Below are 26,344 nucleotides of genomic sequence, written 5' to 3'. Positions count from 1 at the left end.
GGGCGGACGCGGAGGACGCTCCGATCTAGGCTGGACGCATGCCCGCACGGATCAACCCCAGCATCCTCTCCGCCGACTTCGTGAACTTCGAGGCCGAGCTGCAGCGCATCGCCGGAGCCGACCTGGTGCACGTCGACGTGATGGACAACCACTTCGTGCCGAACCTCACGTTCGGGCTGACCATGGTCCAGCGCCTCCAGGACGTCTCGCCCCGGCCGCTCGACCTGCACCTGATGATCGACGACCCCGACCGGTGGGCCCCCGACTACGCCGAGACCGGCGCCTACTCCGTGACCTTCCACGCCGAGGCCGCGCGCGACGCCGTGGCACTCGCGCGGCGCCTGCGCGAGATCGGCTCGCGGGCGGGGATCGCGCTCAAGCCGGGCACGATGGTGGACGACTACCTCGACCTCCTGCCCGAGTTCGACCAGGTCCTCGTGATGACGGTCGAGCCCGGCTTCGGGGGCCAGTCCTTCATGGAGGAGACGATGCCCAAGCTGCGCATCCTCCGGAACGTGGTGGACCGCACCGGGCTCGACGTCTGGCTTCAGGTCGACGGCGGGATCGCTCCCGGCACTATCGAGATCGCAGCGGAGGCGGGAGCCGACACCTTCGTCGCGGGCTCCGCGGTCTTCGGCGCGGACGACCCGGAGGCCGCGATCGCGTCGCTGCGCGAGACGGCGACCGCTCACCTGCACCGGCACTGAGGCGGCCCGCGTCCGGCCGCCGTATAGACTTCCCCGGTGAAAACTTTCGACGACCTCTTCGCTGAGCTGGGCGAGAAGGCCGCCGCCCGTCCCGAGGGTTCGGGCACCGTCCGCGAGCTCGACGCCGGCGTGCACTTCATCGGCAAGAAGATCGTCGAGGAGGCCGCCGAGGTGTGGATGGCCGCCGAGTACGAGGCCGACGAGCGCACCGCCGAGGAGATCTCGCAGCTGCTCTACCACCTGCAGGTGCTCATGCTCGCCAAGGGACTGACGACGGCCGACGTCTACCGGCATCTGTGAGCCCCGCCCCGCTCGCCGGGGTGCGCCTCCGCTCCGCGCCGTCGCGCCCGCACGCTCCCCGAGGAGCCGTGCCGCCCCCTGAACAGCCGTCGAGTCATGAAGGACGTCCCGTGACCACCACCCCCGCCCCGGCGCTCCTGCGCGTCGCCGTCCCCAACAAGGGCTCCCTCTCGGAGACCGCCGGTCAGATGCTCGCGGAGGCCGGCTACACCGGCCGTCGCGACCCGAAGGAGCTGCACGTCGTCGACGAGCGCAACGGGGTGGAGTTCTTCTACCTGCGCCCGCGCGACATCGCCACCTACGTCGGCTCCGGCGCTCTCGACGTCGGGGTCACCGGCCGCGACCTCCTGATCGACTCCGGCTCCGAGGCGCGGGAGATCGCGAGCCTGGGCTTCGCCAACTCCACCTTCCGCTTCGCCGGGCCCGCAGGCCGCTACGACGAGCTCGCGCAGATCGACGGCCTCCGCGTGGCGACCAGCTACCCGGGCCTCGTGGGCCGCTTCCTCCGGGAGCACGGCGTCGAGGTGACGCTGATCCGCCTCGACGGCGCGGTCGAGTCCGCGATCCAGCTCGGCGTCGCCGACGTCATCGCCGATGTCGTCGAGACCGGCACCACGCTCCGCAAGGCCGGCCTCGAGATCTTCGGGCCGGTCATCCTGGACTCGACCGCCGTCCTGGTCTCCGCCGCAGGGGAGCCCGAGGGCATCCCGGTGCTGCTGCGCCGCCTGCAGGGCGTGCTGGTCGCCCGCGAGTACGTGCTGCTCGACTACGACTGCCCCGTCGCGCTCCTGGAGAGCGCCACGGCGATCGCCCCGGGCTTCGAGTCCCCGACGGTCTCGCCGCTGCACGACGCCGAGTGGGTGGCCGTCCGCGTGATGGTGCCGCGCTCGGACATGAACCAGGTGATGGACCGCCTGTACGACCTGGGCGCCCGCGCGATCCTGGTCACCTCCATCCACGCCGCGCGCCTGTAGAGGGGGAGCCGATGAGTCTCGCCGTCCGCGTCATCCCCTGCCTCGACGTCGCCGCCGGCCGCGTCGTGAAGGGCGTCAACTTCCAGAACCTGCGCGATGCGGGCGACCCCGTCGAGCTCGCCCGCCTCTACTTCGAGCAGGGCGCCGACGAGCTGACCTTCCTCGACGTCACCGCCACGGTCGACGACCGCTCGACCACCTACGACGTGGTGCGGGCGACCGCCGAGCAGGTCTTCATCCCGCTCACGGTCGGCGGAGGCGTGCGCAGCGCCGAGGACGTCTCGCGACTGCTCGCGCACGGCGCCGACAAGGTGGGCGTCAACTCCGCCGCGATCGCCCGGCCCGAGCTCCTCGGCGAGATCGCCGACGTCTTCGGCGCGCAGGTGCTCGTGCTCTCGCTCGACGTCAAGCGGAGCGACGCCACGGCGTCCGGCTTCGTCGTCACCACCCACGGTGGACGCCGCGAGACCGAGCTCGACGCCCTGGCCTGGGCGGCCGAGGCCGTCGAGCGCGGCGCCGGGGAGCTGCTGGTCAACTCCATCGACGCCGACGGCACCAAGCAGGGCTTCGACCTCGAGCTGATCGCCGCGATGCGCGAGCTGAGCTCCGTGCCGGTCATCGCCTCCGGAGGCGCCGGCGCCGTCGAGCACTTCGCTCCGGCCGTCGACGCGGGAGCCGACGCCGTGCTCGCCGCCTCCGTCTTCCACAACCGCGAGCTGACGATCGGTGACGTCAAGCGCGCGCTCGCCGCCTCCGGGATCGAGATCCGATGACCCCCGCCGAGCTCGACGCCGTCCTGGACCGCGCCGCCTTCGATCCGACCGGGCTCCTGCCCGCGATCATCCAGCAGCACGACACCCGCGAGGTGCTCATGATGGGCTGGATGGACCGCGAGGCGCTCCGGCGGACCCTCACCGAGGGCCGCGTCACCTTCTGGTCGCGCTCGCGCCAGGAGTACTGGCGCAAGGGCGACACGTCCGGGCACGCGCAGTACGTGCGGGGTGCCGCCCTCGACTGCGACGCCGACACTCTGCTGGTCCAGGTCGAGCAGATCGGCGCAGCCTGCCACACGGGCGAGCACGCCTGCTTCGACGTCGACCCCCTCGTGCCGTTCACCGGCCTCGGCCCGGCGGAGTGAGCATGAGCGGACGGCGGCTGAAGTACACGGCGATCCTCGGGGTCGTGCTCCTCGCCGCGCTCGAGCTGACCTCCTCCACCCAGACCTGGTCCACGCTGACCCTGGCGGCGATCGAGGGGGAGGGCCAGCGGATCGACGTGGCCGGGACCGTCGCCGCGCCCGCGCTCTCCGCCCTGGCGCTCGCGGGCCTCGCCCTCGCCGCGGCCCTCGCCATCGCCGGCCCCGTCTTCCGGATCGTGCTCGGTGTGCTCCAGGCCGTCCTCGGCGCCTCGGTGGTGCTCGCGGCCGCGACGGCACTGGGCGACCCCGTGCGCGCCGGCGCCTCGCTGGTCACGGAGGCGACCGCCATCGCGGGGGAGCAGTCCGTCGCCGCGCTCGTGGCCTCGTCCTCCGCGACGGCCTGGCCCGTCGTCGCCCTGGTCTGCGGCGTGCTCACCGCGCTGCTCGGGATCGGCGTCCTCGCGACCTCGCGCCGCTGGCCGGGAGCGGCGCGGAAGCGCGCGTCCCGCTTCGAGCCCGCCGACGGCTACGGCCACGGCGCGTCGACCGTGCAGACGGACGACGGCGACATCGATCCGGTCGTCTCGTGGGACGAGCTCTCGCGCGGCGACGACCCCACCTCGGGCCGCTGACACCGGCCGGGGACGTGTCCGGCGGTCCGGCATCCCCGCCTCCTGCAGGCGACTGCGCAGGCGAGTCCGGGGCCGGGCGCTCAGGCGCCTCACGCTAGACTGCTCTGGTCCCGATGCACCCCCAGGAGGAGACCCATGAGCACCGAGCACGACGACGACAACCACGGCCACTCGCCCGCAGCGTGGACGGCCGTCGTCATCATGCTGGTCGGATTCACGATCGGCACGATCGCGTTCTGGTTCGACGTGCCCCTGGTGGTCTGGCTCTCGGCCGGCCTGGTCGTGGTGGGTCTGCTCGTGGGCATGGGCATGGCCAAGGCGGGCTACGGCGTCAACGGCGCGAAGGCGAACCCGAAGGCGCGCGCCTAGGTGCTCGCCGACCTCACCGCCGGCGCCCTGGCCGACGCGGCCCGGCGCCGCGAGAGCGCCCCGCTCGAAGCCGTCGAGCGCCGCGCGCTCGCCCAGGCGCCCGCCCTCGACGCCCTGGCCGCTCTGGCCCCCGCCGAGCGCGTCAGGATCATCGCCGAGGTGAAGCGCGCCAGCCCGTCGCGCGGAGCCCTCGCCGACATCCCCGTCCCCGCCGAGCTGGCCGGGCAGTACGAGCTCGGGGGAGCGAGCGCGATCAGCGTCCTCACCGAGGAGCGCCGCTTCAAGGGGTCCCTCGCGGACCTCGAGGCGGTCCGCGAGCGCGTGTCGATCCCCGTCCTGCGCAAGGACTTCGTCGCCGAGCCGTACCAGGTCCTCGAGGCCCGCGCGGCCGGAGCCGACCTGGTCCTCCTCATCGTCGCCGCGCTCGAGCAGCCCCTGCTCGCCGAGCTGCACGCCCTCGTGCTCGAGCTGGGGATGACCCCGCTCGTCGAGACGCACTCGGCCGACGAGCTCGAGCGGGCCGCCGACCTCGGCGCGCGGCTCATCGGCGTGAACGCCCGCGACCTCTCCACCTTCCAGCTCGACCGCGACCTCTTCGGCCGCCTCTCCGAGCGCTTCCCCGACGATGCGGTGAAGGTGGCCGAGTCGGCCGTCCTCACCGCCGACGACGTCGCGCACTACCGCGGCTCCGGAGCCGACGTCGTCCTCGTGGGCGAGGCTCTCGTCACCGGCGGCGACCCCGTCTCCACCCTCGCCGGCTTCCTTGCGCACTGACCACTCCGATAGGCGGTACCCCCATGGCACTCCGGGATGAACTCGGCCCCTACTTCGGCGAGTTCGGCGGACGCTACGTCCCCGAGTCCCTCGTCGAGGCCCTCGACGAGCTGAGCGCCGAGTACGAGCGCACGAAGGTCGACCCCGCGTTCGCGGCCGAGCTGATGGAGCTGCACCGCAGCTACACCGGCCGTCCGTCGATCATCACCGAGGTGCCGCGGTTCGCCGAGCACGCCGGCGGTGCGCGGATCATCCTCAAGCGCGAGGACCTCAACCACACCGGCTCGCACAAGATCAACAACGTGCTGGGCCAGGCGCTGCTCACCAAGCGGATCGGCAAGACTCGCGTCATCGCCGAGACGGGAGCGGGCCAGCACGGAGTCGCGACCGCCACGGCCGCCGCCCTGTTCGGCCTCGACTGCGTGGTCTACATGGGCGAGGTCGACACCGAGCGCCAGGCCCTCAACGTCGCCCGCATGCGCCTGCTCGGCGCCGAGGTGATCCCCGTGACGACCGGCTCGCGCACCCTCAAGGACGCGATCAACGACGCGATGCGCGACTGGGTGACGAACGTGGGCACCACGAACTACATCTTCGGCACCGTCGCGGGCCCGCACCCGTTCCCGGCCCTCGTCCGCGACTTCCAGAAGATCATCGGCGAGGAGGCGCGCGAGCAGGTCCTCGAGCTGACCGGCTCGCTGCCCACCGCGGTCACCGCCTGCGTCGGCGGCGGCTCCAACGCGATGGGGATCTTCCACGCCTTCCTCGACGACCCCGAGGTCCGCCTCGTCGGCTTCGAGGCCGGCGGCGACGGGATCGAGACCCCCCGCCACGCGGCGACCATCAGCAAGGGCCGCCCCGGCGTCCTGCACGGCGCCCGGAGCTTCCTCCTCCAGGACGAGGACGGCCAGACCGTCGAGTCGCACTCGATCTCGGCCGGCCTCGACTACCCGGGCATCGGCCCGGAGCACGCGTGGCTCTCGAGCATCGGCCGCGCCGACTACCGCGCGGTCACCGACTCGGCCGCGATGGACGCGCTCATGCTGCTCAGCCGCACCGAGGGGATCATCCCGGCGATCGAGTCCGCGCACGCGCTGGCGGGCACGCTGGAGCTCGGGCGCGAGCTCGGCCCCGAGGCCACCATCCTGGTCAACCTCTCGGGCCGCGGCGACAAGGACATGACGACCGCTGCGCACTACTTCGGCCTCATGGACCAGGGCGCGGTGCAGTCGTGAGCGGCCGCGGACCGAGCGTCGCCGAGACCGTCCGGCGCCGGAACGAGGAGGCGGCGGGCGCCCTGATCGGCTACCTCCCCGTCGGCTTCCCCGACCTGCCGACCAGCATCGACGCCGCCGTGGCCATGGCCGAGAACGGCGTCGACGCGATCGAGCTCGGTCTGCCCTACTCCGATCCGGTGATGGACGGACCCGTCATCCAGGAGGCGACCCAGGCCGCCATCGCGGGCGGCTTCCGCCTCCGCCACGGCTTCGAGGCCGTCCGCGAGATCCGGGCGCGCGTCGACGTGCCGGTCCTGGTGATGACCTACTACAACCCCGTCCTGCAGTACGGGGTCGAGCGCTTCGCCACCGATCTGGCCGAGGCCGGCGGGTCCGGCCTCATCACGCCCGACCTGATCCCGGACGAGGGCGCCGAGTGGCTCGCCGTCTCCGAGCGGCTCGGACTCGACCGCGTGTTCCTCGCGGCGCCGTCCTCGACGGACACGCGCCTGCGCCAGGCCGTCGACTCGAGCCGCGGATTCGTCTACGCGGTCTCGACGATGGGCATCACCGGCGCGCGCACCGACGTCGACTCCGCGGCCCGCACCCTGGTCGACCGCCTCCGCGCCGCCGGCTCCGAGAGCGCGTGCGTCGGCCTGGGCATCTCGACCGGCGAGCAGGTCGCCGAGATCCTCGCCTACGCGGACGGCGCCATCGTCGGATCCGCCCTGGTGCGGGCGCTGGCGTCCGGCGGGGTCGACGCGGTCGCCGAGACCTCCCGCGGCCTCGCCGAGGGCACCCGCCTGCGCTCCGCGCGCTGACACCCTCCCGCTACAATCGGGATGCCCACCGGGGCGCGGCCGAGCCGTGCCCGGGGGACCCCCTCCTTCGAAAGGTCGAGTACCGGTGTCCGTACCGCTGAGCATTCCGAGCCCCCCCGACGCGTGGAGTCAGTACGACCTCACGATCGGCACCTTCACGCTCGCGATCCACACCTACGCGCTCTGCATCCTCGCGGGGATCATCGTGGCGACGATCATGACGAACCAGCGGCTCAAGCGCCGCGGCGCGGAGCCGTGGGTCGTGCTCGACATCATCATCTGGGCGGTGCCGCTCGGCATCGTCGGCGCCCGCGCCTACCACGTGCTCACCCACCCCGGCGACTACTTCTACGACGGCGCCGACCCGTGGGAGGTCGTCCGCATCTGGAACGGCGGCAACGCCATCTTCGGCGGGCTGATCGGAGGCGCGGTCGGCGCGTTCATCGGCTGCCGCTGGACAGGAGTGCGGTTCTGGACCTTCGCCGACGCCCTCGCCCCCGGCATGCTCGCCGCGCAGGCGCTCGGGCGTCTGGGCAACTGGTTCAACCACGAGCTCTTCGGCCTGCCCACGACCCTGCCCTGGGGCCTCGAGATCGAGACCACCAACCCGGCCTTCCCCGTCGGCCTCCCGGCGGGCACGCTCTTCCACCCGACCTTCCTCTACGAGATCCTCTGGAACGTCGTCGGCATCGCGGTCATCCTCCTGCTCGAGCGCCGTCTCAAGCTGCAGTGGGGCACCGTCTTCGCCGCCTACCTGATCTGGTACGGGATCGGCCGCGTCTGGTTCGAGTCCATCCGGATCGACCCGAGCGAGTTCTTCTGGGGCATCCGCACCAACGTCTGGGCCGCGCTCATCGCCGTGGTCATCGGCCTGGTCCTCGTGGTGATCCAGAAGCGCGAGCACCCGGGCGCCGAGCCCTCGGCCTACCGGCCGGGTCGCGAGTGGACGCCCGCCCCGGCTGCGGTAGAATTCGAGGACGTCGAGTCCGACTCCGACGACACCACCACCCCTGCTTCCGGCACCGACGCCGAGAAGCCGACGGTCTCCCGCACCTGACGGAGGTCGCGGAGCCTCCGCGACCGCCTCCCGGGTGCCCGACACCTCCACGACCGCCCCATCGCGGCGCAGCCACGAGCGCTGCCGCGGGCGGGTCGTCGTGCAGGCACCGCCGACGGCGCGCGACGCTCGCGCCACGGCAGAACCCTGCGGCCCTCCCGATCGGGGAGCCGCTCCTCCTCCACCACCGCGGGCCAGTGACGTCCCGATCAGCCATCACCCCCGTGAGGACGGTTCCCATGGCCTCCGCCCAGCCCTCGACCCCGGCCCGCGCCGTGCCCTTCCTGGGCATGCCGCCGGCGCAGGGGATGTACGACCCGGCCGCCGAGAAGGACGCGTGCGGTCTCGCGATGGTCGCCACCATGCGCGGCACCGCCGGCCACGACATCATCGACGCCGCGCTGAACGCGCTGCGCAACCTCGAGCACCGCGGCGCCGTCGGCTCCGACGCGGGAACGGGCGACGGCGCCGGGATCATCACGCAGATCCCGGACGAGTTCCTCCGCGCGGTCGCTCCCTTCGAGCTCCCGCCGCTGGGCCAGTACGCGGTGGGCAACGCCTTCCTCCCGGTGGACGTGTTCGAGCGCGAGCGGGTCAAGTCGACGATCGCCGACATCGCCCGCGAGGAGAACCTCGCCGTGGTCGGCTGGCGCTCCGTGCCCGTGCAGCCCGACGAGATCGGCACGCTCGCCCGGGCCGCCATGCCGGCGATCGAGCAGCTGTTCATCCGGAGCGAGCTGACCGACGAGAGCGGCACGCCCCTCTCCTCCGTGCGCCTCGACCGCCTGACCTTCCGCCTGCGCAAGCGCGTCGAGCGCGAGCTCGAGGTGTACTTCATGTCGCTCTCGAGCCGCACGCTCGTCTACAAGGGCATGGTGACGACGCTCCAGCTGGAGCCGTTCTACCCGGACCTGTCCGACGAGCGCTTCGCGTCGAAGCTCGCGCTGGTGCACTCCCGTTACTCCACCAACACCTTCCCGTCGTGGCCGCTCGCTCAGCCGTTCCGGATGATCGCGCACAACGGCGAGATCAACACGGTGCAGGGCAACCGCAACTGGATGCGCGCACGCCAGTCGCAGCTGAAGAGCCGCGAGCTGGGCGACCTGGCCCCGCTGTTCCCGATCGTCTCGCCCGGCCGCAGCGACTCCGCCTCGTTCGACGAGACCGTCGAGCTGCTCAACCTGGCCGGCCGGTCGCTCCCGCACGCGGTCATGATGATGGTGCCGGAGGCCTGGGAGAACCAGGACGGCGCGCTCGACCCGAAGCGCCGCGCGTTCTACGAGTACCACTCGATGCTCATGGAGCCGTGGGACGGCCCGGCCGCGATCGTCTTCACCGACGGCGAGCTCGTCGGCGCCACCCTCGACCGCAACGGGCTCCGCCCCGGCCGCTACGTCGTCACCGACGACGGGCTCGTGGTGCTCGCCAGCGAGATCGGCGTGCTCGACATCGACCCCGCGAAGGTGGTCCGCAAGGGACGCCTGCAGCCCGGCCGCATGTTCTTGGTCGACACCGAGCAGGGCCGCATCGTCGAGGACGAGGAGATCAAGGGGCAGCTCGCCGCCTCCGGTCCGTTCGAGGAGTGGCTCGAGAAGGGCCGCATCAACCTCAAGGACCTCCCCGAGCGCGAGCACATCGTGCACACGCCCGCCTCGGTCAACCGCCGCCAGCGCACCTTCGGCTACACCGAGGAGGAGGTCCGCCTCCTCCTGCTGCCGATGGCGCGTGCCGGTGCGGAGCCGCTCGGAGCGATGGGCTCGGACACCCCCGTGGCCGTCCTGTCCAAGCGCCCCCGCCTGCTCTTCGACTACTTCACGCAGGCCTTCGCGCAGGTGACGAACCCGCCGCTGGACTCGATCCGCGAGGAGGTCGTGACCTCGCTCCGCCTGGGCCTCGGCCCCGAGCGCAACCTGCTGACCGCCGGTGCCGAGCACGCGCGCCAGGTCGTCCTCGACTTCCCGGTCATCGACAACGACGAGCTCGCGAAGATCCAGCACATCGCGCCGCGCCCGCTGAGCCACATCACCACGACGATCCGCGGCCTGTACCGCGTCGACGCGGGACCCCGCGCGATGCAGGACCGCATCGACGAGATGTGCGACGAGGCCGACGAGGCCATCGCCGCGGGAGCGCAGTTCCTGGTGCTCTCGGACCGCGACTCCACCAAGGACCTCGCGCCGATCCCCTCGCTGCTGATGCTCGCCGCCGTGCACCACCACCTCATCCGCACCGAGAACCGGATGCGAGTGGGGCTCGTGGTCGAGGCGGGCGACGTCCGCGAGGTGCACCACGTGGCGACGCTCATCGGCTACGGCGCCTCCGCGGTCAACCCGTACCTGGCGATGGAGACCTGCGAGGACCTCGTCCGCAGCGGCATGCTGTCGGACGTCTCGCCGGAGAAGGCCGTGAAGAACGTGATCAAGGCGCTCGGCAAGGGCGTGCTGAAGATCATGTCCAAGATGGGCATCTCCACCGTGTCGAGCTACGCCGGGGCGCAGACCTTCGAGGCCGTCGGCCTCAGCCAGGCGTTCGTCGACCAGTACTTCACCGGCACCGTCTCGAAGCTCGGCGGCATCGGCATCGACGTCGTCGCCGAGGAGAACGCCGCGCGTCACCGCGCCGCCTATCCCGAGGACGGCGCGATCGTCGCGCATGAGCGCCTGGCGGTCGGCGGCGAGTACCAGTGGCGCCGCGACGGCGCCCCGCACCTGTTCAACCCGGACACGGTGTTCCGCCTGCAGCATTCGACGCGCAACCGCCGCTACGACGTCTTCCGCGAGTACACGAAGATGGTCGACGACCAGGCGAGCTCGCTGATGACCCTCCGCGGCATGTTCAAGCTCGACACGGCGGGGCGCACGCCGATCCCGATCGACGAGGTCGAGCCGGTCGAGGCGATCGTGAAGCGCTTCTCGACGGGCGCGATGAGCTACGGCTCCATCTCGCCGGAGGCGCACGAGACGCTCGCCATCGCGATGAACCGCCTCGGCGCCAAGTCGAACACGGGCGAGGGCGGCGAGGACACCGAGCGGCTGCTCGACCCGGAGCGCCGCTCCGCGATCAAGCAGGTCGCCTCGGGCCGCTTCGGCGTCACGAGCATGTACCTCACCCACGCCGACGACATCCAGATCAAGCTCGCTCAGGGCGCCAAGCCCGGCGAGGGCGGTCAGCTGCCGCCGACGAAGGTGTACCCGTGGATCGCGCGCACCCGGCACGCGACCGCCGGCGTCGGCCTGATCTCGCCGCCGCCGCACCACGACATCTACTCGATCGAGGACCTCAAGCAGCTGATCTTCGACCTCAAGCGGGCGAACCCGTCGGCGCGCATCCACGCGAAGCTGGTCAGCCAGTCGGGCATCGGAGCGGTCGCCGCCGGCACCGCGAAGGCCCTCGCCGACGTGATCCTCGTCTCGGGTCACGACGGCGGCACCGGCGCGAGCCCGGTGAACTCGCTCAAGCACGCGGGCACGCCCTGGGAGCTCGGCCTGGCCGAGACCCAGCAGACGCTGATGCTCAACGGCATGCGCGACCGCGTGGTCGTGCAGGTCGACGGCCAGATGAAGACCGGTCGCGACGTCGTCATCGGCGCGCTGCTCGGAGCCGAGGAGTTCGGCTTCGCGACGGCTCCGCTGATCGTCGAGGGCTGCATCATGATGCGCGTCTGCCACCTCGACACCTGCCCGGTGGGCGTCGCGACGCAGAACCCGGAGCTGCGCCAGCGGTTCTCCGGAAAGCCGGAATTCGTCGTCAACTTCTTCGAGTTCATCGCCCAGGAGGTGCGCGAGTACCTCGCGCAGCTCGGCTTCCGGAGCGTCGACGAGATCGTCGGACACCGCGAGCTGCTTGACGTCGACCAGGCGATCGAGCACTGGAAGGCGAGCGGGCTCGACCTGACGCCGATCCTCGTCGGACCGGTCTTCACGGCGGAGGAGCCGCGCCGCCACGGCCGCGCGCAGGAGCACGAGCTCGAGCACCACTTCGACAACGAGCTGATCCGCCTCGCGGCGAACGTGCTCGACCACCGCGGCACCGTGCGGATCGAGCGCGAGATCAAGAACACCGAGCGCGCCGTCGGCACCATGCTCGGCCACGAGGTCACCGTCCGCTTCGGTGAGAACGGCCTGCCGGCCGACTCCATCGTCGTATCGCTCCGCGGCTCGGCCGGGCAGTCGCTCGGAGCGTTCCTCCCCGCCGGCATCACGCTGCGGCTCGAGGGCGACTCCAACGACTACGTCGGCAAGGGCCTCTCGGGCGGCCAGATCGTGGTGCGGCCGGACCGCCGCAGCACCTTCGACGCCTCGACGAACGTGATCGCGGGCAATGTGATCGGCTACGGGGCGACCCAGGGCACGATGTTCATCCGCGGGATGGTCGGCGAGCGCTTCCTGGTCCGCAACTCCGGCGCCACCGCGGTGGTCGAGGGAGTGGGCGACCACGCGCTCGAGTACATGACCGGCGGCCTGGCGGTGATCCTCGGCGAGACCGGGCGGAACCTCGGCGCCGGCATGTCGGGCGGCACGGCCTACATCCACGGCCTGCGCCGCGAGCTCGTGAACCGCGACGCGATCGCCTCCGGCGAGCTCACCCTCTCCGAGCTCGGCAGCGCCGACGTGGAGATCCTGCGCGACCTGCTCGAGCGGCACGTCGCGGAGACCGAGTCGACCCTGGCACAGGGGATGCTCGACGATTTCGACGGAACGGTCTCGCGTTTCGTCAAGGTACTGCCCCGCGACTTCGCCGCGGTGCTCGCGACGCGCGCATCCGCTGTGGAGGAGGGGCTCGACCCCGACGGCGACGTCGTCTGGGGACGGATTCTGGAGGTGACCGGTGGCTGATCCCAAGGGGTTCCTGAAGGTGCAGGACCGGGAGCTGCCCAAGCGGCGTCCCGTGTCCGTCCGCCTGATGGACTGGAAAGAGGTCTACGAGCAGGGCGACTCCGCCGTGCTGCGCCGGCAGGCGGGCCGCTGCATGGACTGCGGCATCCCGTTCTGCCACAAGGGCTGCCCGCTGGGGAACCTGATCCCCGAGTGGAACGACCTGATGTGGCGCGGCGAGGGCCGCCAGGCGATCGAGCGCCTGCACGCGACGAACAACTTCCCGGAGTTCACGGGCCGGCTCTGCCCGGCGCCGTGCGAGTCGTCCTGCGTGCTCGGCATCAATCAGCCCGCCGTCACGATCAAGCAGATCGAGGTCTCGATCATCGATCAGGCCTTCGGCAACGACTGGGTGCAGCCGCACCCGCCGGAGCGCCTGACCGGCAAGACCGTCGCGGTCGTCGGCTCCGGCCCGGCGGGGCTCGCCGCCGCTCAGCAGCTCACCCGCGCCGGGCACACCGTCGCGGTCTACGAGCGCGACGACCGCATCGGCGGCCTCCTGCGCTACGGGATCCCGGACTTCAAGATGGAGAAGAAGCACCTCGAACTGCGCCTGAACCAGATGAAGGCCGAGGGCACCCGGTTCCGCGCGGGCGTCGACATCGGCTCCGACATCACCTGGGACGACCTGCGGGCGCGCTACGACGCGGTCGTGGTCGCCACCGGTGCTCTCGTGCCGCGCGACCTGCCGATCCCGGGTCGCGACCTCGACGGCGTGCACTTCGCCATGGAGTACCTCGTGCAGTCGAACCGCGCGATCGCGGGCGACCGCGTCTTCGAGCAGATCTCGGCGGAGGGCAAGCACGTCGTCGTCCTGGGCGGAGGCGACACCGGAGCGGACTGCATCGGCACCGCCCACCGCCAGAAGGCCGCGTCGGTCACGAACCTGGCGATCGGGCAGCAGCCGCCGTCGCAGCGCCCGGACAGCCAGCCCTGGCCGATGGACCCGACCGTGTTCGAGGTCTCGAGCGCCCACGAGGAGGGCGGGGAGCGGATGTTCCTCGCGTCGACCGTGGAGTTCCTCGCGAACGAGGGCGGCGAGGTCCGCGCGGTGCGCGTGGCCGAGACCGAGTACCTCGACGGGCGCCGCGTCCCCAAGGCGGGCACCGAGCGCGAGATCCCGGCCGACCTGGTCCTGCTCGCCCTCGGCTTCACCGGCCCGGAGGCGGACCACCTCGGCCGCCAGCTCGACGTCCCCTTCACCGAGCGCGGCAACGTCGCGCGCGGCGACGCCTTCGAGACGACCGTCCCCGGCGTCTTCGTGGCCGGCGACGCCGGGCGCGGCCAGTCCCTGATCGTCTGGGCGATCGCCGAGGGCCGCTCCGTCGCGGCCGAGGTCGACCGCTACCTCGAGGGCACGACCCAGCTGCCGGCGCCGGTCGGCCCCGACGACCGGGGCTTCACGCTCTAGTCCCCGGGACGCGATAGTCTCGGCCCGCCAGCAATCAGCTCACCCTCCCCGCTAACGACGCGCCTCCGGGCGCAGAACAACGGAGCACCCCCTCAATGAGACGAGCGAAAATCGTCGCCACCCTCGGCCCGGCAACGTCGTCGTACGAGACCATTCGTGCGATCATCGACGCCGGCGTGGACGTGGCCCGCATGAACCTCAGTCACGGAAGCTACGACGTCCACGAAGGCATCTACCGCATCGTGCGGAAGGCCGCGGACGACGCCGGGCGCGCGGTCGCGATCCTCGTCGACCTGCAGGGTCCGAAGATCCGCCTCGGCAAGTTCGAGGGCGGCCCGTACGCCCTCGCCGAGGGCGACGTCTTCACCATCACCACCGAGGACGTCCTCGGCACGCGCGAGCTCTCGGGCACCACGTTCAAGGGCCTCCCGGACGACGTGAACCCGGGCGACATGCTCCTCATCGACGACGGCAAGGTCGCTGTCCGCGTCACCGCCGTCGAGGGCCCCCGGGTCGTCACCGAGGTCGTCGTCCCCGGCAACGTCTCGAACAACAAGGGCATCAACCTGCCCGGTGTCGCGGTCAACGTCCCCGCTCTCTCCCAGAAGGACGAGGACGACCTCCGCTGGGCGATCCGCCTCGGCGCCGACATCATCGCCCTCTCCTTCGTGCGCAACGCCAGCGACATCGAGCGCGTGCACGAGATCATGGCGGAGGAGGGCCGCAAGGCTCCCGTCATCGCCAAGATCGAGAAGCCGCAGGCGGTCGACAACCTGCAGGAGATCATCGACGTCTTCGACGGCATCATGGTCGCCCGCGGCGACCTCGGCGTTGAGCTGCCCCTCGAGGCGGTGCCGATCGTGCAGAAGCACGCCGTCGAGCTCGCCCGCCGCTGGGCGAAGCCGGTCATCGTCGCGACCCAGATGCTCGAGTCGATGATCGAGAGCCCGCGCCCCACGCGGGCCGAGGCCTCGGACGTCGCGAACGCCATCCTCGACGGCGCGGACGCGGTCATGCTCTCGGGCGAGACCAGCGTCGGAGCCTGGCCCGTCGTCACCGTGCAGACCATGGCCCGCATCGTCGAGTCCACCGAGGAGCACGGCCTGGAGCGCATCCCCCCGCTGGGGAGCAAGCCCCGCACCCAGGGCGGATCCGTCACGCTGGCCGCCGCCGAGGTCGCGGAGTTCGTCGAGGCGAAGTTCCTCTGCGTGTTCACGGAGTCGGGCGACTCGGTCCGCCGCATGACGCGCCTGCGTCACGGCATCCCGATCATCGGCTTCACCCCCGAGCCGGCCGTCCGCCGCCGCATGGCGCTGAACTGGGGCGTCCAGTCCTTCGTCACGCCGCGCGTCAACCACACCGACGCGATGTTCGCGCAGGTGGACGCGGTGCTGCTCCGCGAGGGCCTCGCCCAGGCGGGCGAGACCGTGGTCGTCGTCTCCGGATCGCCCCCCGGGCGCGCCGGCACGACGAACGACATGCGGGTGCACATCGTCGGCTCGTCCAGCTCGGCCGACAGGGCCGAGAACTGGGACCACTGAGTCCAGCACCCTCCGGAGGGCCCGGTCGCGCGAGCGGCCGGGCCCTCCGGCGTTCCCCGGCGGCCCGCGTGGCGGGACGCGCCTCCGCGGGCGGATACCGTGGACCCATGCGACTCGGCGTGCTCGACATCGGCTCCAACACGGTCCACCTGCTCCTCGTCGACGCGCACCCCGGCGCCCGCCCGGTGCCCTACCGCTCGCACAAGCGGAGCCTCGCTCTCGTGGCGCACCTCGACGAGGCGGGGGAGATCACCGAGCGGGGCCAGCGCGAGCTGATCGCGTTCGTGACCGAGGCCGCCGAGGTCGCCCGCGAGCACCGCGCGGAGGACCTGCTGGCGTTCGCGACCTCGGCGATCCGCGAGGCCGGCAACGGCGCGGCGGTCCTCGACCGGGTCCGCGCCGAGACGGGCGTGCACCTCCAGGAGCTCGGCGGCGAGGCGGAGGCGTCGGCCACCTTCCTCGCCGTGCGCCGCTGGTTCGGCTGGGGCGCGGGCTCGATCCTGGACCTCGACATCGGCGGCGGCTCGTTCGAGCTCTCGATGGGCGTGGACGAGGTGCCCGAGCTCGCCGTGTCGGTCCCGCTCGGAGCGGGGCGGGTGACGCGGGACCTGCTGGTCGGCGATCCCGCCTCGGCCACGAGCGTGAAGGCCGCCCGGCGTCACGCACGCGAGGTGCTCGCGGAGCCCGTCCGCGGCTTCCTCGCCCTGGGGCGCCCGGACCTGGTCGCAGGCACGTCGAAGACCTTCCGGTCTCTGGCGCGGATCACCGGCGCCGCTCCGAGCGCCGCCGGTCCGCTGGTGCGCCGGGAGCTGCACCTGGTCGACCTCCGGCTGTGGTCCGCCCGCCTCGCCGCGATCAGCGCGGCCGACCGCTCAGCGCTGCCCGGCGTCTCCGCTCTGCGGGCTCCGCAGCTGCTCGCGGGCGCTCTCGTCGCGGAGGCGGCCATGGACGCCCTCGGCATCGAGACGCTGGTGATCTGCCCCTGGGCCACCCGCGAGGGGCTGATCATCCGCCGCTTCGAGCTGCTCGACGCGCAGATCCAGCGCGAGGACGTTCAGCTCAGCGCGATGCTGTAGGACAGCGACCGCCGGCCGCCCGGCTCGAGGACGATCTGGCGCGGCTTGTCGACGATGTCGCCGTCCCAGCCCTCGGGGGTCGGGACGCTCCGCCAGGGCTCGAGGCAGACGAACGGGGCCCCGACGGGCTTCCACACGCCGACCACGTCGAAGTCCCCGGTGTCGACGACGATCGCGCGGGCGGCGCCGTCGGCCTCGAGCCGGAGGGTCCGCCGGCGCGGCTCGTCGAAGATCATCACGCCCTCCTCGAAGTGCGCGTCGTCCACTGTCAGGACCCCGTCCTCGAGCGGCGCCGGGTGGCGCGCCTCGAGCAGCAGGTTCTCCGGAGCGCGGCGGTACCCCTCCGGCTCGGGCTGCGCGAAGCGGATGCGGTACTCGCCGCGGCCCTCGGGCAGCGGCAGCGCGAAGGCCGGGTGGTTGCCGAGCGAGAAGCCCAGCGGAGAGGGACCCCTGTTCTCGACGGTCTGGGTGATCCGGAGCGAGGCGCCGGTCACGGCGTAGGCGATGAGGAGCGTCCAGTCGAAGGGGAACACCGCGCGCGTGGCGTCGTCGCTCCGGAGCCGGAACACCGCCTCGTCCGCCGAGACGCCCGCGAGCTCGAAGACCCGGTCCCGCGCGAAGCCGTGCTGCCCCATCCGGTGGTCCGCGCCGTCGTGGTGCAGCGTGTCGCCGGGGAGGCGCCCGATGATCGGGAACAGGACGGGAGCGTGCCGGCGCCACTCCGGGCCGGCCTGCCACAGGTACTCGCGGCCCTCGTCGTCGCGGAGGGACGTCATCTCGGCCCCGGCGGTCGTCAAAGCGAGGCGCAGGCTCTCGCTGCCGAGGGTGAGGACGGTGGGCGCGGGGGAGTCGCTGCTGGTCATCCTCCGATTCTGCCCGTCACGCGGTGCGGGCGGGGGTGTCGGCGGCGCGTGGCAGCATGGGGCGGTGCCTCCCGAGTCGACCCCCTCCTCCTGGCGCGCCCGCGTCGGCGAGCTCAGCGGACCCCCCGAGGCCGAGTCGCCGACCGTCCTCACTCCGATCGGGCTGCAGTTCGAGCTGCGCCGGCTGGTGCGCCGGGCCGACGATCCGTGGCGGGCGCCGGCGAGCGAGCGCGTCACGGCGAAGACCTACGACCCCGACGAGCGCCGCGACCACCGTCTGGCCACCCGCCCCGTCGTCCGCGGGCGCGGGGGCGCCTGGAACCGCACCACCCTGACCTGGAAGTCGCTGAACTTCCAGACCCACCGGCTCTCGCTCGACCCCGCTCACCAGCGCTGGTTCGCCGAGTTCGCGGCCCTGCACCGCGCCACGCGCACCGTCCACCTGGGGCAGGACCCCGACTGGATCCACCTCGACGACTACGAGAGCCCGCTGCTCTGGCGGCTGCTCGAGCAGGCGCAGGCCGCCGGGATCCCGCTGCTCGCCCCGGAGAAGGGCGCGGTCCGTCTCGCCGGTCCTGCGCATGTGGCGGTGACGGTCTCGGCGGAGGAGGGAGCGCTCCGGCTGCGGCCCGTCCTGCGGATCGACGGCGCGGAGCACGCGCCCGAGTCGGCGCGTCCGGTCGCCCGGCACGGCGTCTACGCGGTCGAGGGCGGCGATCCGTCCTCGCTCCTGCTCGCGCCCGCGTCCCTGCCCTTCGACGACGAGGAGCTGCGGCTCCTCGACCACCCCGAGGAGACGGAGGTCCCGGCGGAGGACGTGCCCGAGTTCGTCGGCGAGCACCTCCCCGCCCTCCGCGGCCGCGTCGCGGTGCGCGAGGAGGGCGTCGACCTCGTCCTGGACGATCCGGAGCCCCCGCGCCTGGTCTGCACGGTCTCGTTCGAGCCGCGGCGCGCCGTCAGGGTGGGCTGGCACTGGCGCCGCTCGCCCGATCGCGCGGGCGAGCTCGACGGCACGGCCGACGCGGCTCTCGAGCGCGCGGTGCTCCGCCGGGTGCGCTCGGTGCTCGGCGAGGCCGGGTCCGCTCTCGTGCCGGAGCCGGGGACGAGCGCGGTCCTGCGCGGGGCCGAGGCGGCGGTGTTCGTGGTGGAGCAGCTCCCGCAGCTGGAGGGGATCGGCGGGGTCCGGATCGAGCGCGAGGGCGCGGCACCGGACTACCGCCTGCTGACCGGACCGCTCACGCTCACCATCACCGCGGTCGACACCGAGAGCGCCGACTGGTTCGACCTCGGCGTCGTCGTGACCATCGGCGACGCGACCGTGCCGTTCCTGCCCCTCTTCCGCGCTCTGGCCGCGGGCGGCGACCGCATCCGCCTGGTCGACCACTCCTACCTCTCGCTCGCGCACCCCGGCCTCGACCGGCTCCGGGAGCTGCTGACCCGGGCGGACGAGCTCGAGGAGTGGGAGACGGGACCGCGGCTCGGCCGGCACCAGGCCGGGCTGTGGAACGAGCTGGAGGAGCTCGCCGACGAGAGCGTCCCCTCCGACGCGTGGCGCGCCGTGCTCGACTCCGCGCTGGCCGCCGGGTCGCCGGAGGACGTGGAGCCGCCGGAGGGCCTGACCGCCCGGCTGCGTCCGTACCAGCGGGCGGGCTACGCCTGGCTCGTGCACCGCCTCCGTCACGGGCTCGGCGGGATCCTGGCCGACGACATGGGCCTCGGCAAGACCCTGCAGGCGCTGGCCATGATGCTCGACGCGGTCGAGGAGGCGGGCCGCGCCGGGATCCGCCGCGCGCCGTTCCTCGTGGTCGCCCCCACCTCGGTCGTGCCGGGCTGGCGCTCGGAGGCCGAGCGCTTCGCGCCCGCCCTGCGCGTCCACGTCGTCGCGAGCTCGCGGGAGGGCGTGCTCGACGCGATCCCGGCCGACGCGGACGTGGTCCTCACCAGCTACGCGGTCCTGCGCCTCGGCGGCGAGCGCTGGGCGTCGAGGACGTGGTCGGCGCTGATCCTCGACGAGGCCCAGTTCGTCAAGAACCCCGCCTCACAGACGCACCGGGCCGCCCGCGGGGTCGGCGCGCCCGTCACGCTCGCGCTCACCGGCACACCGCTGGAGAACTCGCTCGACGAGCTCTGGGCGGTCCTCGCCCTGGTGGCGCCCGGGCTCCTGCCGCCGCTGCGCCGCTTCCGCGAGGAGTACACCCGGCCGATCCTGCACGCGGAGGCGCCCGTCGGCATCGCCTCGCCCGATCTGTCCGAGGGACGGACCGTCGGCCACACCGAGGGCGCGCGCCGCCGCCTCGAGAGACTGCGCCGACGACTGCGTCCGTTCCTGCTCCGCCGCACCAAGGAGGCGGTGGCGCCGGAGCTCCCCGAGAAGCAGGAGCAGACGATCGAGGTCGCGCTGACCCCCGCCCACCGGGTGCTCTACGACGGCTACCTCCAGCGCGAGCGGCGGAAGCTCCTGGGTCTGGTCGACGACCTCGACCGGCAGCGCTTCACGGTGTTCCGATCGCTCACCCTCCTGCGCCTGCTCGCGCTCGACGCGTCCCTGGTCGACCCGGCCTACCGGCACGTCCCGTCCGCGAAGCTCGACGTGCTCGTCGAGCAGCTCGACGACGTGATCGCGGAAGGCCGTCGGGCCCTCGTCTTCAGCACCTTCACCTCGTACCTGGAGCGGGCGGGGGAGCGGCTGCGTCGGCGCGGCATCCCGTTCGTGCAGCTCGACGGCTCCACGCGGGACCGCGCGGGAGTGATCGAGGAGTTCCGCTCGGGAGCCGCGCCCGTCTTCCTGATCAGCCTGAAGGCGGGCGGCACCGGGCTCACCCTCACCGAGGCCGACCACGTCTTCATCCTCGACCCGTGGTGGAACCCGGCGGCCGAGGCGCAGGCCGTCGACCGCGCGCACCGCATCGGCCAGGAGCGGCGGGTGAACGTGTACCGGCTGGTGGCGACGGACACGATCGAGGAGAAGATCGTGCGCCTCCAGGAGCGCAAGGGCCGCCTCAGCACGGCGGTGCTCGACGAGGGCGAGCTCTTCGCCCGGGCGCTGTCGGCCGACGACGTCCGCGAACTGCTGGCCGAGTGACCACGGCCCCACGAAGGGTGACAGAACGGCCAGCCGCGGCCCAGGATCTGAGCGCACACTGAGCGGATGAGACGCCGCCGCCCCCGCCCCCGCGCCGACTGGATCATGGCCCTCGAGAAGGGCGACGACGCCGGGCTCTTCGGACCGGGCAGCGCGGTCTGGGCGGTCAACGGCGGCCTGCCCACGATGATCGCCGGAGTGCGGGCTCTGCTCATGCAGACCCTCCACGCCGGAGCGATGGCCGGTGTGCACGACCACTCCCGCTACCGCGAGGACCCGATGGGCCGGCTCGACAACACGGTCCGCTGGGTCCTGACCACCAGCTTCGGCGACACCGCCGCGGCGAGCGGAGCGGCGCGCTGGGTGACCGGCGTGCACGAGCGGATCGTCGGCTCCTACGAGGACGCCGGCGGGCGTGAGCGCTCCTACTCGGCGCAGGACCCCCGCCTGCTGCTCTGGGTGCACGACGCCTTCACCGACGCGTTCCTCGGCGCCCACGAGATCTGGGGCGGACGGATCCCCGGCGGCCCCGACGCCTACGTGCGCGAGTGGGCCGCCTCCGGCCGGCTGCTCGGAGTGGAGGATCCGCCCGAGAGCGTCGCGGAGCTCCGCGCGCAGCTCGCCGGATTCGCGGGCGAGCTCAAGCCCGACGCACGCGTGCACGAGGCGGTCGGCTTCCTCCGCGACATCCGGCTGCCGGGCGAGGCGGGCGTGGTCTACCCGCTGCTGTTCGCCGGCGCGGTCGCCTCGCTCAGCCCCGAGGTGCGGAGGCTCCTGGGCCTCCGGCGCCCGTGGTGGCCCGCGATCACGGCGAACCGCCTGCTGTTCGTGTTCCTGGGTCGGTATCTCGGCCGGGTCTCGCCGAGCGAGCAGGCCGCGATCGACCGCATCGCCGGCCTCGACCAGGTGCGCACCGGCGCCTGACGCTCTTCCCGTACACCTGTCCGGGAAGTGGTAGACTGACGCCGATGACTCCCGCCCGCCTCGCCTCCGTGCCCGCGGCGGAGTCCCCCTCGGCGCTCGGCTCCGCCGATCCGCGAGCCCGGCGCACCCGCCGCCGCGTGTTCGACGCGGTCGAGCGGCTCGTCATGCAGAGCGACGGCGAGAGGGCCGAGGGCATCGCGGTGAGCGACATCGTGCGCGAGGCCGGGATCAGCCGCAGCTCGTTCTACGCCCACTTCGACGACGCGGCGGGAGTCGCCTCCGCGCTGCTCCGCCAGGACCTCGTGGTCGCCGACGTCGCCGAGGGCGATCCCGCCGACCGCTCCGGAGCCGACGCCCTGCAGCGCGGCTACTCGCGGCTCGTCGAGCGGCTGGTCGACCGCCACGCCTTCCATGCCCGGCTCCGCGCGCGGGCCTCCGCCCGGGTCGCCTCCGACGACGCCGTGCTCGACACGGCGCTCGCCCTGCACCGCGAGGTGCTCGCCCGGGTCGACGTCCCCGCAGCGGTCGACCCCGAGCTCACCGCGGTCTTCGCGGCCGGCGGCGTCCTCTCCGTGGTCGGCGCCTGGCTCGCCGGCTCCCTCGACGGCACCGACGAGGAGCTGGTCGAGCACCTCGTCGCGCTGCTCCCGGCCTGGCTCGCCGCGGCGCCGCTGCGCCCCCTGGACTCCTCACTCCCACCACGCCCCACGACGAAAGGCACGACATGATGACATTCGAGGTCGGCGAGACCCTGGTCTACCCGCACCACGGAGCGGTGACGATCACCGGGCTCGAGAAGCGCTCGGTCAAGGGCGTCGAGAAGACGTTCATGACGATGAACGTGCACACCAGCGAGCTCACCATCACCCTCCCCGTCGAGAACGCCGAGCTCGTCGGCGTCCGCGAGATCATCGACGACGCCGGAGTCCAGTCGGTCTACGACGTCCTGCGCAGCGACGTCGCGGAGGAGGCCAGCAACTGGTCCCGCCGCTTCAAGGCCAACCAGGAGAAGATGGCCAGCGGCAGCGTGTACCGCGTCAGCGAGGTCGTCCGCGACCTGTGGCGCCGCGAGCAGGCGGGCGGCGTCTCGGCCGGCGAGAAGCGGATGCTCCTGAAGGCGCGTCAGATCCTCGTGTCGGAGCTCTCGCTCGCCCTGAAGGGCACCGACGAGGAGGCCTCGGCCAAGCTCGACGAGGTCCTCGCCTCGGCGATCTGAGCCCGCGTCGCGGCGGGTCGGCTCACTCGGGCCGGCACGCCGCGATGATCCTCGCGGCGACCTCGTCCTGCGAGGCGGAGCCGTCGATCCGCACCAGGAGCTCGCGCTCATCGTAGACCTCCGCCAGAGGAGCCGTCTCGCGCTCGTAGACCTCGATCCGGTTCCGCACCACCTCGGGGTCGTCGTCGGCGCGGTCCTGCTCCTGCGCCCGCACGTGCAGCCGTTCGAGGACCACGTCCGCGTCGGCCGTCAGCAGCACGACGCACGAGAGCGGCGTGCCCCGCTCCTCGAGGAGCTCCGCCAGCGCGTCCACCTGGGCGAGCGTGCGCGGGTAGCCGTCGAGGATGAACCCGTCCCGGGCGTCCTCCTCGGCGATGCGCTCGGCGACCAGGGCGTTCGTCAGCTCGTCCGGCACGTACTCGCCGGCCTCCACGAGCGCCCGCAGACGCCGTCCGAGGTCGGTGCCGTCGGCGACGTGCGCGCGGAACAGATCGCCGGTGGAGATCGCCGGCACCCCCAGCTCGCGCGACAGCACGGCCGCCTGGGTGCCCTTGCCCACGCCGGGCGGGCCCATCATGATGACGCGCATCGCTCGTCCTCCTCGGTGTCGTCAGGCGATGCTAGCGGTGCGGAGCGGGGTGGCCGGTGCACACCGCGCCCGTAGGCTGGCGGGACGAGCCGAGGAGGAGCGATGCCCGCAGCACCCGGGGCCGAGCAGGCCGCCGCCGATCTGGCCGCGCTCCTGCGCGAGGTCTCCGCCGAGCTCGACGCCCGCGGCATAGCCGACCAGGCCGTCGCCGAGCTGCGGACGCCGCGCGCGATCCTCGGCTTCCGCCGCAAGCCGGTGATGGCGCCGGTGACCCGCGCGTGGCGCCTCGGCGTGGTGCTCCTCGGACGCGAGGGCGAGCTCCTCGCGACGGGATCGGTCACTCGTGCAGTCGCTCCGCTGCACGCCAACAACCAGTCCGAGTCGCAGGAGGCGCGCCGCGAGATCCGGCGCGCCGCCTTCGACGGTCCGTTCCAGGAGGGCGAGATCGTCAACTACGGCTGGCGGCGCCTCGCACTGGACGCCGCAGCGCTCGAGTCGGGCCAGGAGCCGCTGGCCCTGCGCGGCTCCGAGGTGCTCGTGCGCTGGGCGCCCGGTCTGGGCGAGCAGGGACTGATGCCGCTGCGCCGGTACCTGGCCGACCGCCTCGACCTCCTCGAGGCCGACTAGCGCCGGGTCACTCCTCCTCGGCCACCGGGTGGAACCACGGCGGGTAGACGGCGACGCGGGGAGAGGCGTCGATGCCCTCGAAGAGAGCCTTGACGCGGTTGCGGGCGGCGACCGACGCCACGCCGACCGTCGCGACGCCCTCGAGCGGGAAGCGCTCGGGCACGAGCGCCTCGGCGCTGCGCAGGGCCGGCTCGTCGACCAGGAGGCGCGCGAAGGTGCGCACGAGCGCGTCGCCCTCGGTGAAGCGCGTGAGGACGTGGGAGGCGTCGCCGTCGCTCAGGACCGGGGCGGAGGCGAGCGAGCCCACCAGGACGACGTACTGCGAAGCGGTGGTCTCGTGGGCGCTCGGCGACCAGTGCGGAGCGACCCGCTCGCCGCGCAGGTCGGCCCAGAGGGCGGCGTCGGGGGAGAGGAAGAAGGGCACGAAGCCGGCGACGCTGACGCCGTCCTTCACCTGCACGGCACGGCGGTGCTCGCGGGTGGTCTCGGCGCTGACGTCGATCGCGGGGCGCTCCTGGAGCTGCTGGTCCGCCAGGATCGCGCCGGCGGCGACGATCGCCTCGAGGTTGTCGAGGTGGGTGACGTGGTAGATCCGCTGCGCGGCGATGTCGACCTTCGGCAGGGGCTTCTCGCGCGCCGTGCCGCGGGCGGCGGCACGGGCGGTGGCCGCACGGGAGGTCCCGGGCACGCGCGCGGGGGCGCGGGTGGCACGGCCGACCTGCTCGGGGAGCTTCTTCGGGGTGCAGACGTCGCAGAGCGCGATGTCGAGGCCGTGGATGCATTCGGTGGGCACTCTGGATTCCTTCTGCGCGCGGGCTCGGGGTTCCGCCGCAGGGACGACGTTACGCGACCGGGGCCCCCGCGCGTCCCGGCGGCGGGGATCTGCGGAGCCGCGGCGTCCGCCCGGGCATCCTCTGGGAGGCGCCGGAGCACCGCTCCCCGCCGCGTAGCGTGAGCGGGATGAAGCGCGTGCCGCCCGCCGAGGGCCAGGAATCCGTCTGGGACTACCCGCGACCCCCGAGGGTCGAGACCACCACCGAGCACGTGGTCGTGCGGCTGGGCGGCGTCGTCGTCGCCGAGTCCCGCGACGCTCTCCGCGTCCTCGAGACGAGCCACCCTCCCGTCTACTACCTCCCCGTGTCCTCGTTCGCGCCCGGGGCGCTCGAGCCCGCGCCCGGCCGCAGCATCTGCGAGTTCAAGGGCGCGGCCTCCTACCTGACCGTGCGCGGGGGAGGAGGAGCGGTCGCGGAGGCGGCGGGCTGGACGTACCCCGAGCCGATGGCCGGCTTCGAGGCCCTCGTCGACACCGTCGCCCTCTACCCCGGCCGGATGGACTCCTGCACGGTCGACGGCGAGGCGGTCCAGCCGCAGCCGGGCGACTTCTACGGCGGCTGGATCACCTCGCGCGTGGTCGGTCCGTTCAAGGGCTCGCCGGGCACGATGTTCTGGTGAATCAGACGGGGGAGGGCGGACCGAGCGGGTCCTGGACGAGGACCGCTCGTGCGGCGTCGATCCCCGAGGCCTCCAGCGTCCATTCCGGCCGTACCAGGGTCTCCTGCGTGACGCGGAACCGCAGCTCCTCGACCGGCGCACCGTCCGGACCGACGATCCGGTGCGTCCCGTTCGGCCGGTAGCCGAGGGCCTCCGAGACCCGGATCGAGCGGGTGTTCCAGGCGAGAGCGGCGCTCTCGGCGACCTCGGCTCCGAGGTGGTCGAAGGCGAGGAGGAGGACGGCGGCGCGCATCTCCCGCCCGAGGCCGCGGCCCTGCGCCGAGCGGGTGAGCCACGAGCCCGTGGTCAGGGTGCGGGTGGCGGCGAAGGACTCGGCGACCACGTCCTGGCAGCCGACGACCCGGCCGTCCTCGACCACGGCGAACGCGACGCGCCACGACTCCCGCGTCGTCTGCGCGCGCTGCGACCAGTGGAAGCGGGCGAGCTCGCCGGGCAGGCGCTCCGCCGGCGCCTCGGCCCAGGGGGAGGGGAACGGCGAGCGGCCGCTCTCGTGCACGCCCGCGAGGGCTGCCTCGGCGAGAGGGCCGAGGTCGGCGTCGCGGACCGGATGAAGCTCGAGCCGCGGCGTGCGCAGCTCCAGCGAGAACAGGGGCCAGGGGTCGGTGCTCATCCGACGACGCTAGCGAGCGGAGGCGCGCAC

General features: G+C 72.9%; 25 protein-coding genes. 21 read left to right on the top strand and 4 right to left on the bottom strand.

Annotation, left to right across the window (positions count from 1 at the left end; all coding sequences use genetic code 11):
* Nucleotides 1-38: 38 nt before the first annotated feature.
* The 15 genes from rpe (at nt 39) to C5C10_RS09060 (ending at nt 16,891) form a co-directional block, all read left to right on the top strand.
* Nucleotides 39-707 carry a ribulose-phosphate 3-epimerase gene (gene rpe / locus C5C10_RS09130; RefSeq protein ID WP_104329060.1) on the top strand — a complete coding sequence of 223 codons (669 nt, stop codon included), beginning with the start codon at nt 39-41 and terminating at the stop codon, nt 705-707.
* 36 nt (nt 708-743) lie between these two features.
* Complete coding sequence (locus C5C10_RS09125) at nt 744-1,007, top strand: phosphoribosyl-ATP diphosphatase (RefSeq protein WP_104329059.1); 264 nt, start codon at nt 744-746, stop codon at nt 1,005-1,007.
* A 110-nt stretch (nt 1,008-1,117) separates the two neighbouring features.
* Entirely contained in the window at nt 1,118-1,981 is an 864-nt protein-coding gene (hisG, locus tag C5C10_RS09120) for an ATP phosphoribosyltransferase (protein ID WP_104221851.1), read from the top strand.
* 11 nt (nt 1,982-1,992) lie between these two features.
* Entirely contained in the window at nt 1,993-2,754 is a 762-nt protein-coding gene (hisF, locus tag C5C10_RS09115; protein ID WP_104221853.1) for an imidazole glycerol phosphate synthase subunit HisF, read from the top strand.
* Nucleotides 2,751-3,119 (top strand): phosphoribosyl-AMP cyclohydrolase, encoded by a 369-nt coding sequence (hisI, locus tag C5C10_RS09110; protein WP_104221855.1) that lies wholly within the window; start codon nt 2,751-2,753, stop codon nt 3,117-3,119. Before hisF ends, hisI begins: the two co-directional genes overlap by 4 nt.
* Before the next feature lie 2 nt (nt 3,120-3,121).
* On the top strand, nt 3,122-3,751 hold the full coding sequence (locus tag C5C10_RS09105; RefSeq protein ID WP_104221858.1) for a Trp biosynthesis-associated membrane protein: 630 nt from the start codon (nt 3,122-3,124) through the stop codon (nt 3,749-3,751).
* Between the two features lie 135 nt (nt 3,752-3,886).
* On the top strand, nt 3,887-4,120 hold the full coding sequence (locus C5C10_RS09100) for a DUF6704 family protein (protein WP_104221860.1): 234 nt from the start codon (nt 3,887-3,889) through the stop codon (nt 4,118-4,120).
* Nucleotides 4,121-4,894 carry an indole-3-glycerol phosphate synthase TrpC gene (trpC, locus tag C5C10_RS09095; protein WP_104221862.1) on the top strand — a complete coding sequence of 258 codons (774 nt, stop codon included), beginning with the start codon at nt 4,121-4,123 and terminating at the stop codon, nt 4,892-4,894.
* A 23-nt stretch (nt 4,895-4,917) separates the two neighbouring features.
* Nucleotides 4,918-6,129, top strand: coding sequence for a tryptophan synthase subunit beta (gene trpB, locus C5C10_RS09090; protein ID WP_104225310.1), 1,212 nt, complete (start codon nt 4,918-4,920; stop codon nt 6,127-6,129).
* Nucleotides 6,126-6,932 (top strand): tryptophan synthase subunit alpha, encoded by an 807-nt coding sequence (trpA, locus tag C5C10_RS09085; RefSeq protein ID WP_104232657.1) that lies wholly within the window; start codon nt 6,126-6,128, stop codon nt 6,930-6,932. Before trpB ends, trpA begins: the two co-directional genes overlap by 4 nt.
* A gap of 85 nt (nt 6,933-7,017) precedes the next feature.
* Nucleotides 7,018-7,989, top strand: coding sequence for a prolipoprotein diacylglyceryl transferase (gene lgt / locus C5C10_RS09080; RefSeq protein WP_258059820.1), 972 nt, complete (start codon nt 7,018-7,020; stop codon nt 7,987-7,989).
* Nucleotides 7,990-8,228: 239 nt separating this feature from the next.
* Entirely contained in the window at nt 8,229-12,824 is a 4,596-nt protein-coding gene (gene gltB, locus C5C10_RS09075; protein ID WP_104232656.1) for a glutamate synthase large subunit, read from the top strand.
* Nucleotides 12,817-14,274 (top strand): glutamate synthase subunit beta, encoded by a 1,458-nt coding sequence (locus tag C5C10_RS09070; protein WP_104232655.1) that lies wholly within the window; start codon nt 12,817-12,819, stop codon nt 14,272-14,274. Before gltB ends, C5C10_RS09070 begins: the two co-directional genes overlap by 8 nt.
* Nucleotides 14,275-14,369: 95 nt before the next feature.
* Entirely contained in the window at nt 14,370-15,815 is a 1,446-nt protein-coding gene (gene pyk, locus C5C10_RS09065) for a pyruvate kinase (protein ID WP_104221869.1), read from the top strand.
* Between the two features lie 107 nt (nt 15,816-15,922).
* Nucleotides 15,923-16,891 carry an exopolyphosphatase gene (locus C5C10_RS09060; RefSeq protein WP_104232654.1) on the top strand — a complete coding sequence of 323 codons (969 nt, stop codon included), beginning with the start codon at nt 15,923-15,925 and terminating at the stop codon, nt 16,889-16,891.
* Here the strand turns inward: C5C10_RS09060 and C5C10_RS09055 are convergent.
* The gene (locus C5C10_RS09055; RefSeq protein WP_104329058.1) at nt 16,870-17,754 is read right to left on the bottom strand and encodes an aldose 1-epimerase family protein; all 885 of its coding nucleotides are present in this window, start codon (nt 17,752-17,754) and stop codon (nt 16,870-16,872) included. The two genes, C5C10_RS09060 and C5C10_RS09055, sit on opposite strands and share 22 nt — an antisense overlap.
* Before the next feature lie 64 nt (nt 17,755-17,818).
* Here C5C10_RS09055 and C5C10_RS09050 point away from each other — a divergent pair, with 64 nt between their 5' ends.
* The 4 genes from C5C10_RS09050 to C5C10_RS09035 all read left to right on the top strand — a co-directional run bounded on the left by C5C10_RS09050 (nt 17,819) and on the right by C5C10_RS09035 (nt 22,976).
* Complete coding sequence (locus tag C5C10_RS09050; protein WP_104329065.1) at nt 17,819-20,836, top strand: DEAD/DEAH box helicase; 3,018 nt, start codon at nt 17,819-17,821, stop codon at nt 20,834-20,836.
* Nucleotides 20,837-20,902: 66 nt separating this feature from the next.
* Entirely contained in the window at nt 20,903-21,760 is an 858-nt protein-coding gene (locus C5C10_RS09045) for an oxygenase MpaB family protein (protein ID WP_104329057.1), read from the top strand.
* 44 nt (nt 21,761-21,804) lie between these two features.
* Nucleotides 21,805-22,488 carry a TetR/AcrR family transcriptional regulator gene (locus C5C10_RS09040; protein WP_104221877.1) on the top strand — a complete coding sequence of 228 codons (684 nt, stop codon included), beginning with the start codon at nt 21,805-21,807 and terminating at the stop codon, nt 22,486-22,488.
* Nucleotides 22,488-22,976 carry a CarD family transcriptional regulator gene (locus C5C10_RS09035; RefSeq protein ID WP_104329064.1) on the top strand — a complete coding sequence of 163 codons (489 nt, stop codon included), beginning with the start codon at nt 22,488-22,490 and terminating at the stop codon, nt 22,974-22,976. The genes C5C10_RS09040 and C5C10_RS09035 overlap by 1 nt, the downstream gene beginning before the upstream one ends.
* A 22-nt stretch (nt 22,977-22,998) precedes the next feature.
* Here C5C10_RS09035 and C5C10_RS09030 read toward each other — a convergent pair whose 3' ends face one another.
* The gene (locus C5C10_RS09030) at nt 22,999-23,565 is read right to left on the bottom strand and encodes an adenylate kinase (protein WP_104221879.1); all 567 of its coding nucleotides are present in this window, start codon (nt 23,563-23,565) and stop codon (nt 22,999-23,001) included.
* 102 nt (nt 23,566-23,667) lie between these two features.
* On the opposite strand from C5C10_RS09030, the gene C5C10_RS09025 reads away from it, so the two are divergent.
* Complete coding sequence (locus C5C10_RS09025; protein WP_104232649.1) at nt 23,668-24,192, top strand: hypothetical protein; 525 nt, start codon at nt 23,668-23,670, stop codon at nt 24,190-24,192.
* 7 nt (nt 24,193-24,199) lie between these two features.
* Here C5C10_RS09025 and C5C10_RS09020 read toward each other — a convergent pair whose 3' ends face one another.
* On the bottom strand, nt 24,200-24,985 hold the full coding sequence (locus C5C10_RS09020) for a DarT ssDNA thymidine ADP-ribosyltransferase family protein (RefSeq protein ID WP_104221883.1): 786 nt from the start codon (nt 24,983-24,985) through the stop codon (nt 24,200-24,202).
* A 167-nt stretch (nt 24,986-25,152) separates the two neighbouring features.
* Between C5C10_RS09020 and C5C10_RS09015 the strand changes: the two genes are divergently transcribed.
* Nucleotides 25,153-25,644, top strand: a complete 492-nt coding sequence (locus tag C5C10_RS09015) for a DUF427 domain-containing protein (RefSeq protein ID WP_104221885.1) — start codon at nt 25,153-25,155, stop codon at nt 25,642-25,644.
* A 1-nt stretch (nt 25,645) separates the two neighbouring features.
* Here the strand turns inward: C5C10_RS09015 and C5C10_RS09010 are convergent, their stop codons facing one another.
* Nucleotides 25,646-26,314 carry a GNAT family N-acetyltransferase gene (locus tag C5C10_RS09010; protein WP_104329056.1) on the bottom strand — a complete coding sequence of 223 codons (669 nt, stop codon included), beginning with the start codon at nt 26,312-26,314 and terminating at the stop codon, nt 25,646-25,648.
* Nucleotides 26,315-26,344: the final 30 nt, after the last annotated feature.

It is taken from the genome of Rathayibacter sp. AY1A3, assembly GCF_002930975.1.
Lineage (GTDB): Bacteria > Actinomycetota > Actinomycetes > Actinomycetales > Microbacteriaceae > Rathayibacter.
This window is presented reverse-complemented; position numbering and strand designations above follow the sequence as displayed.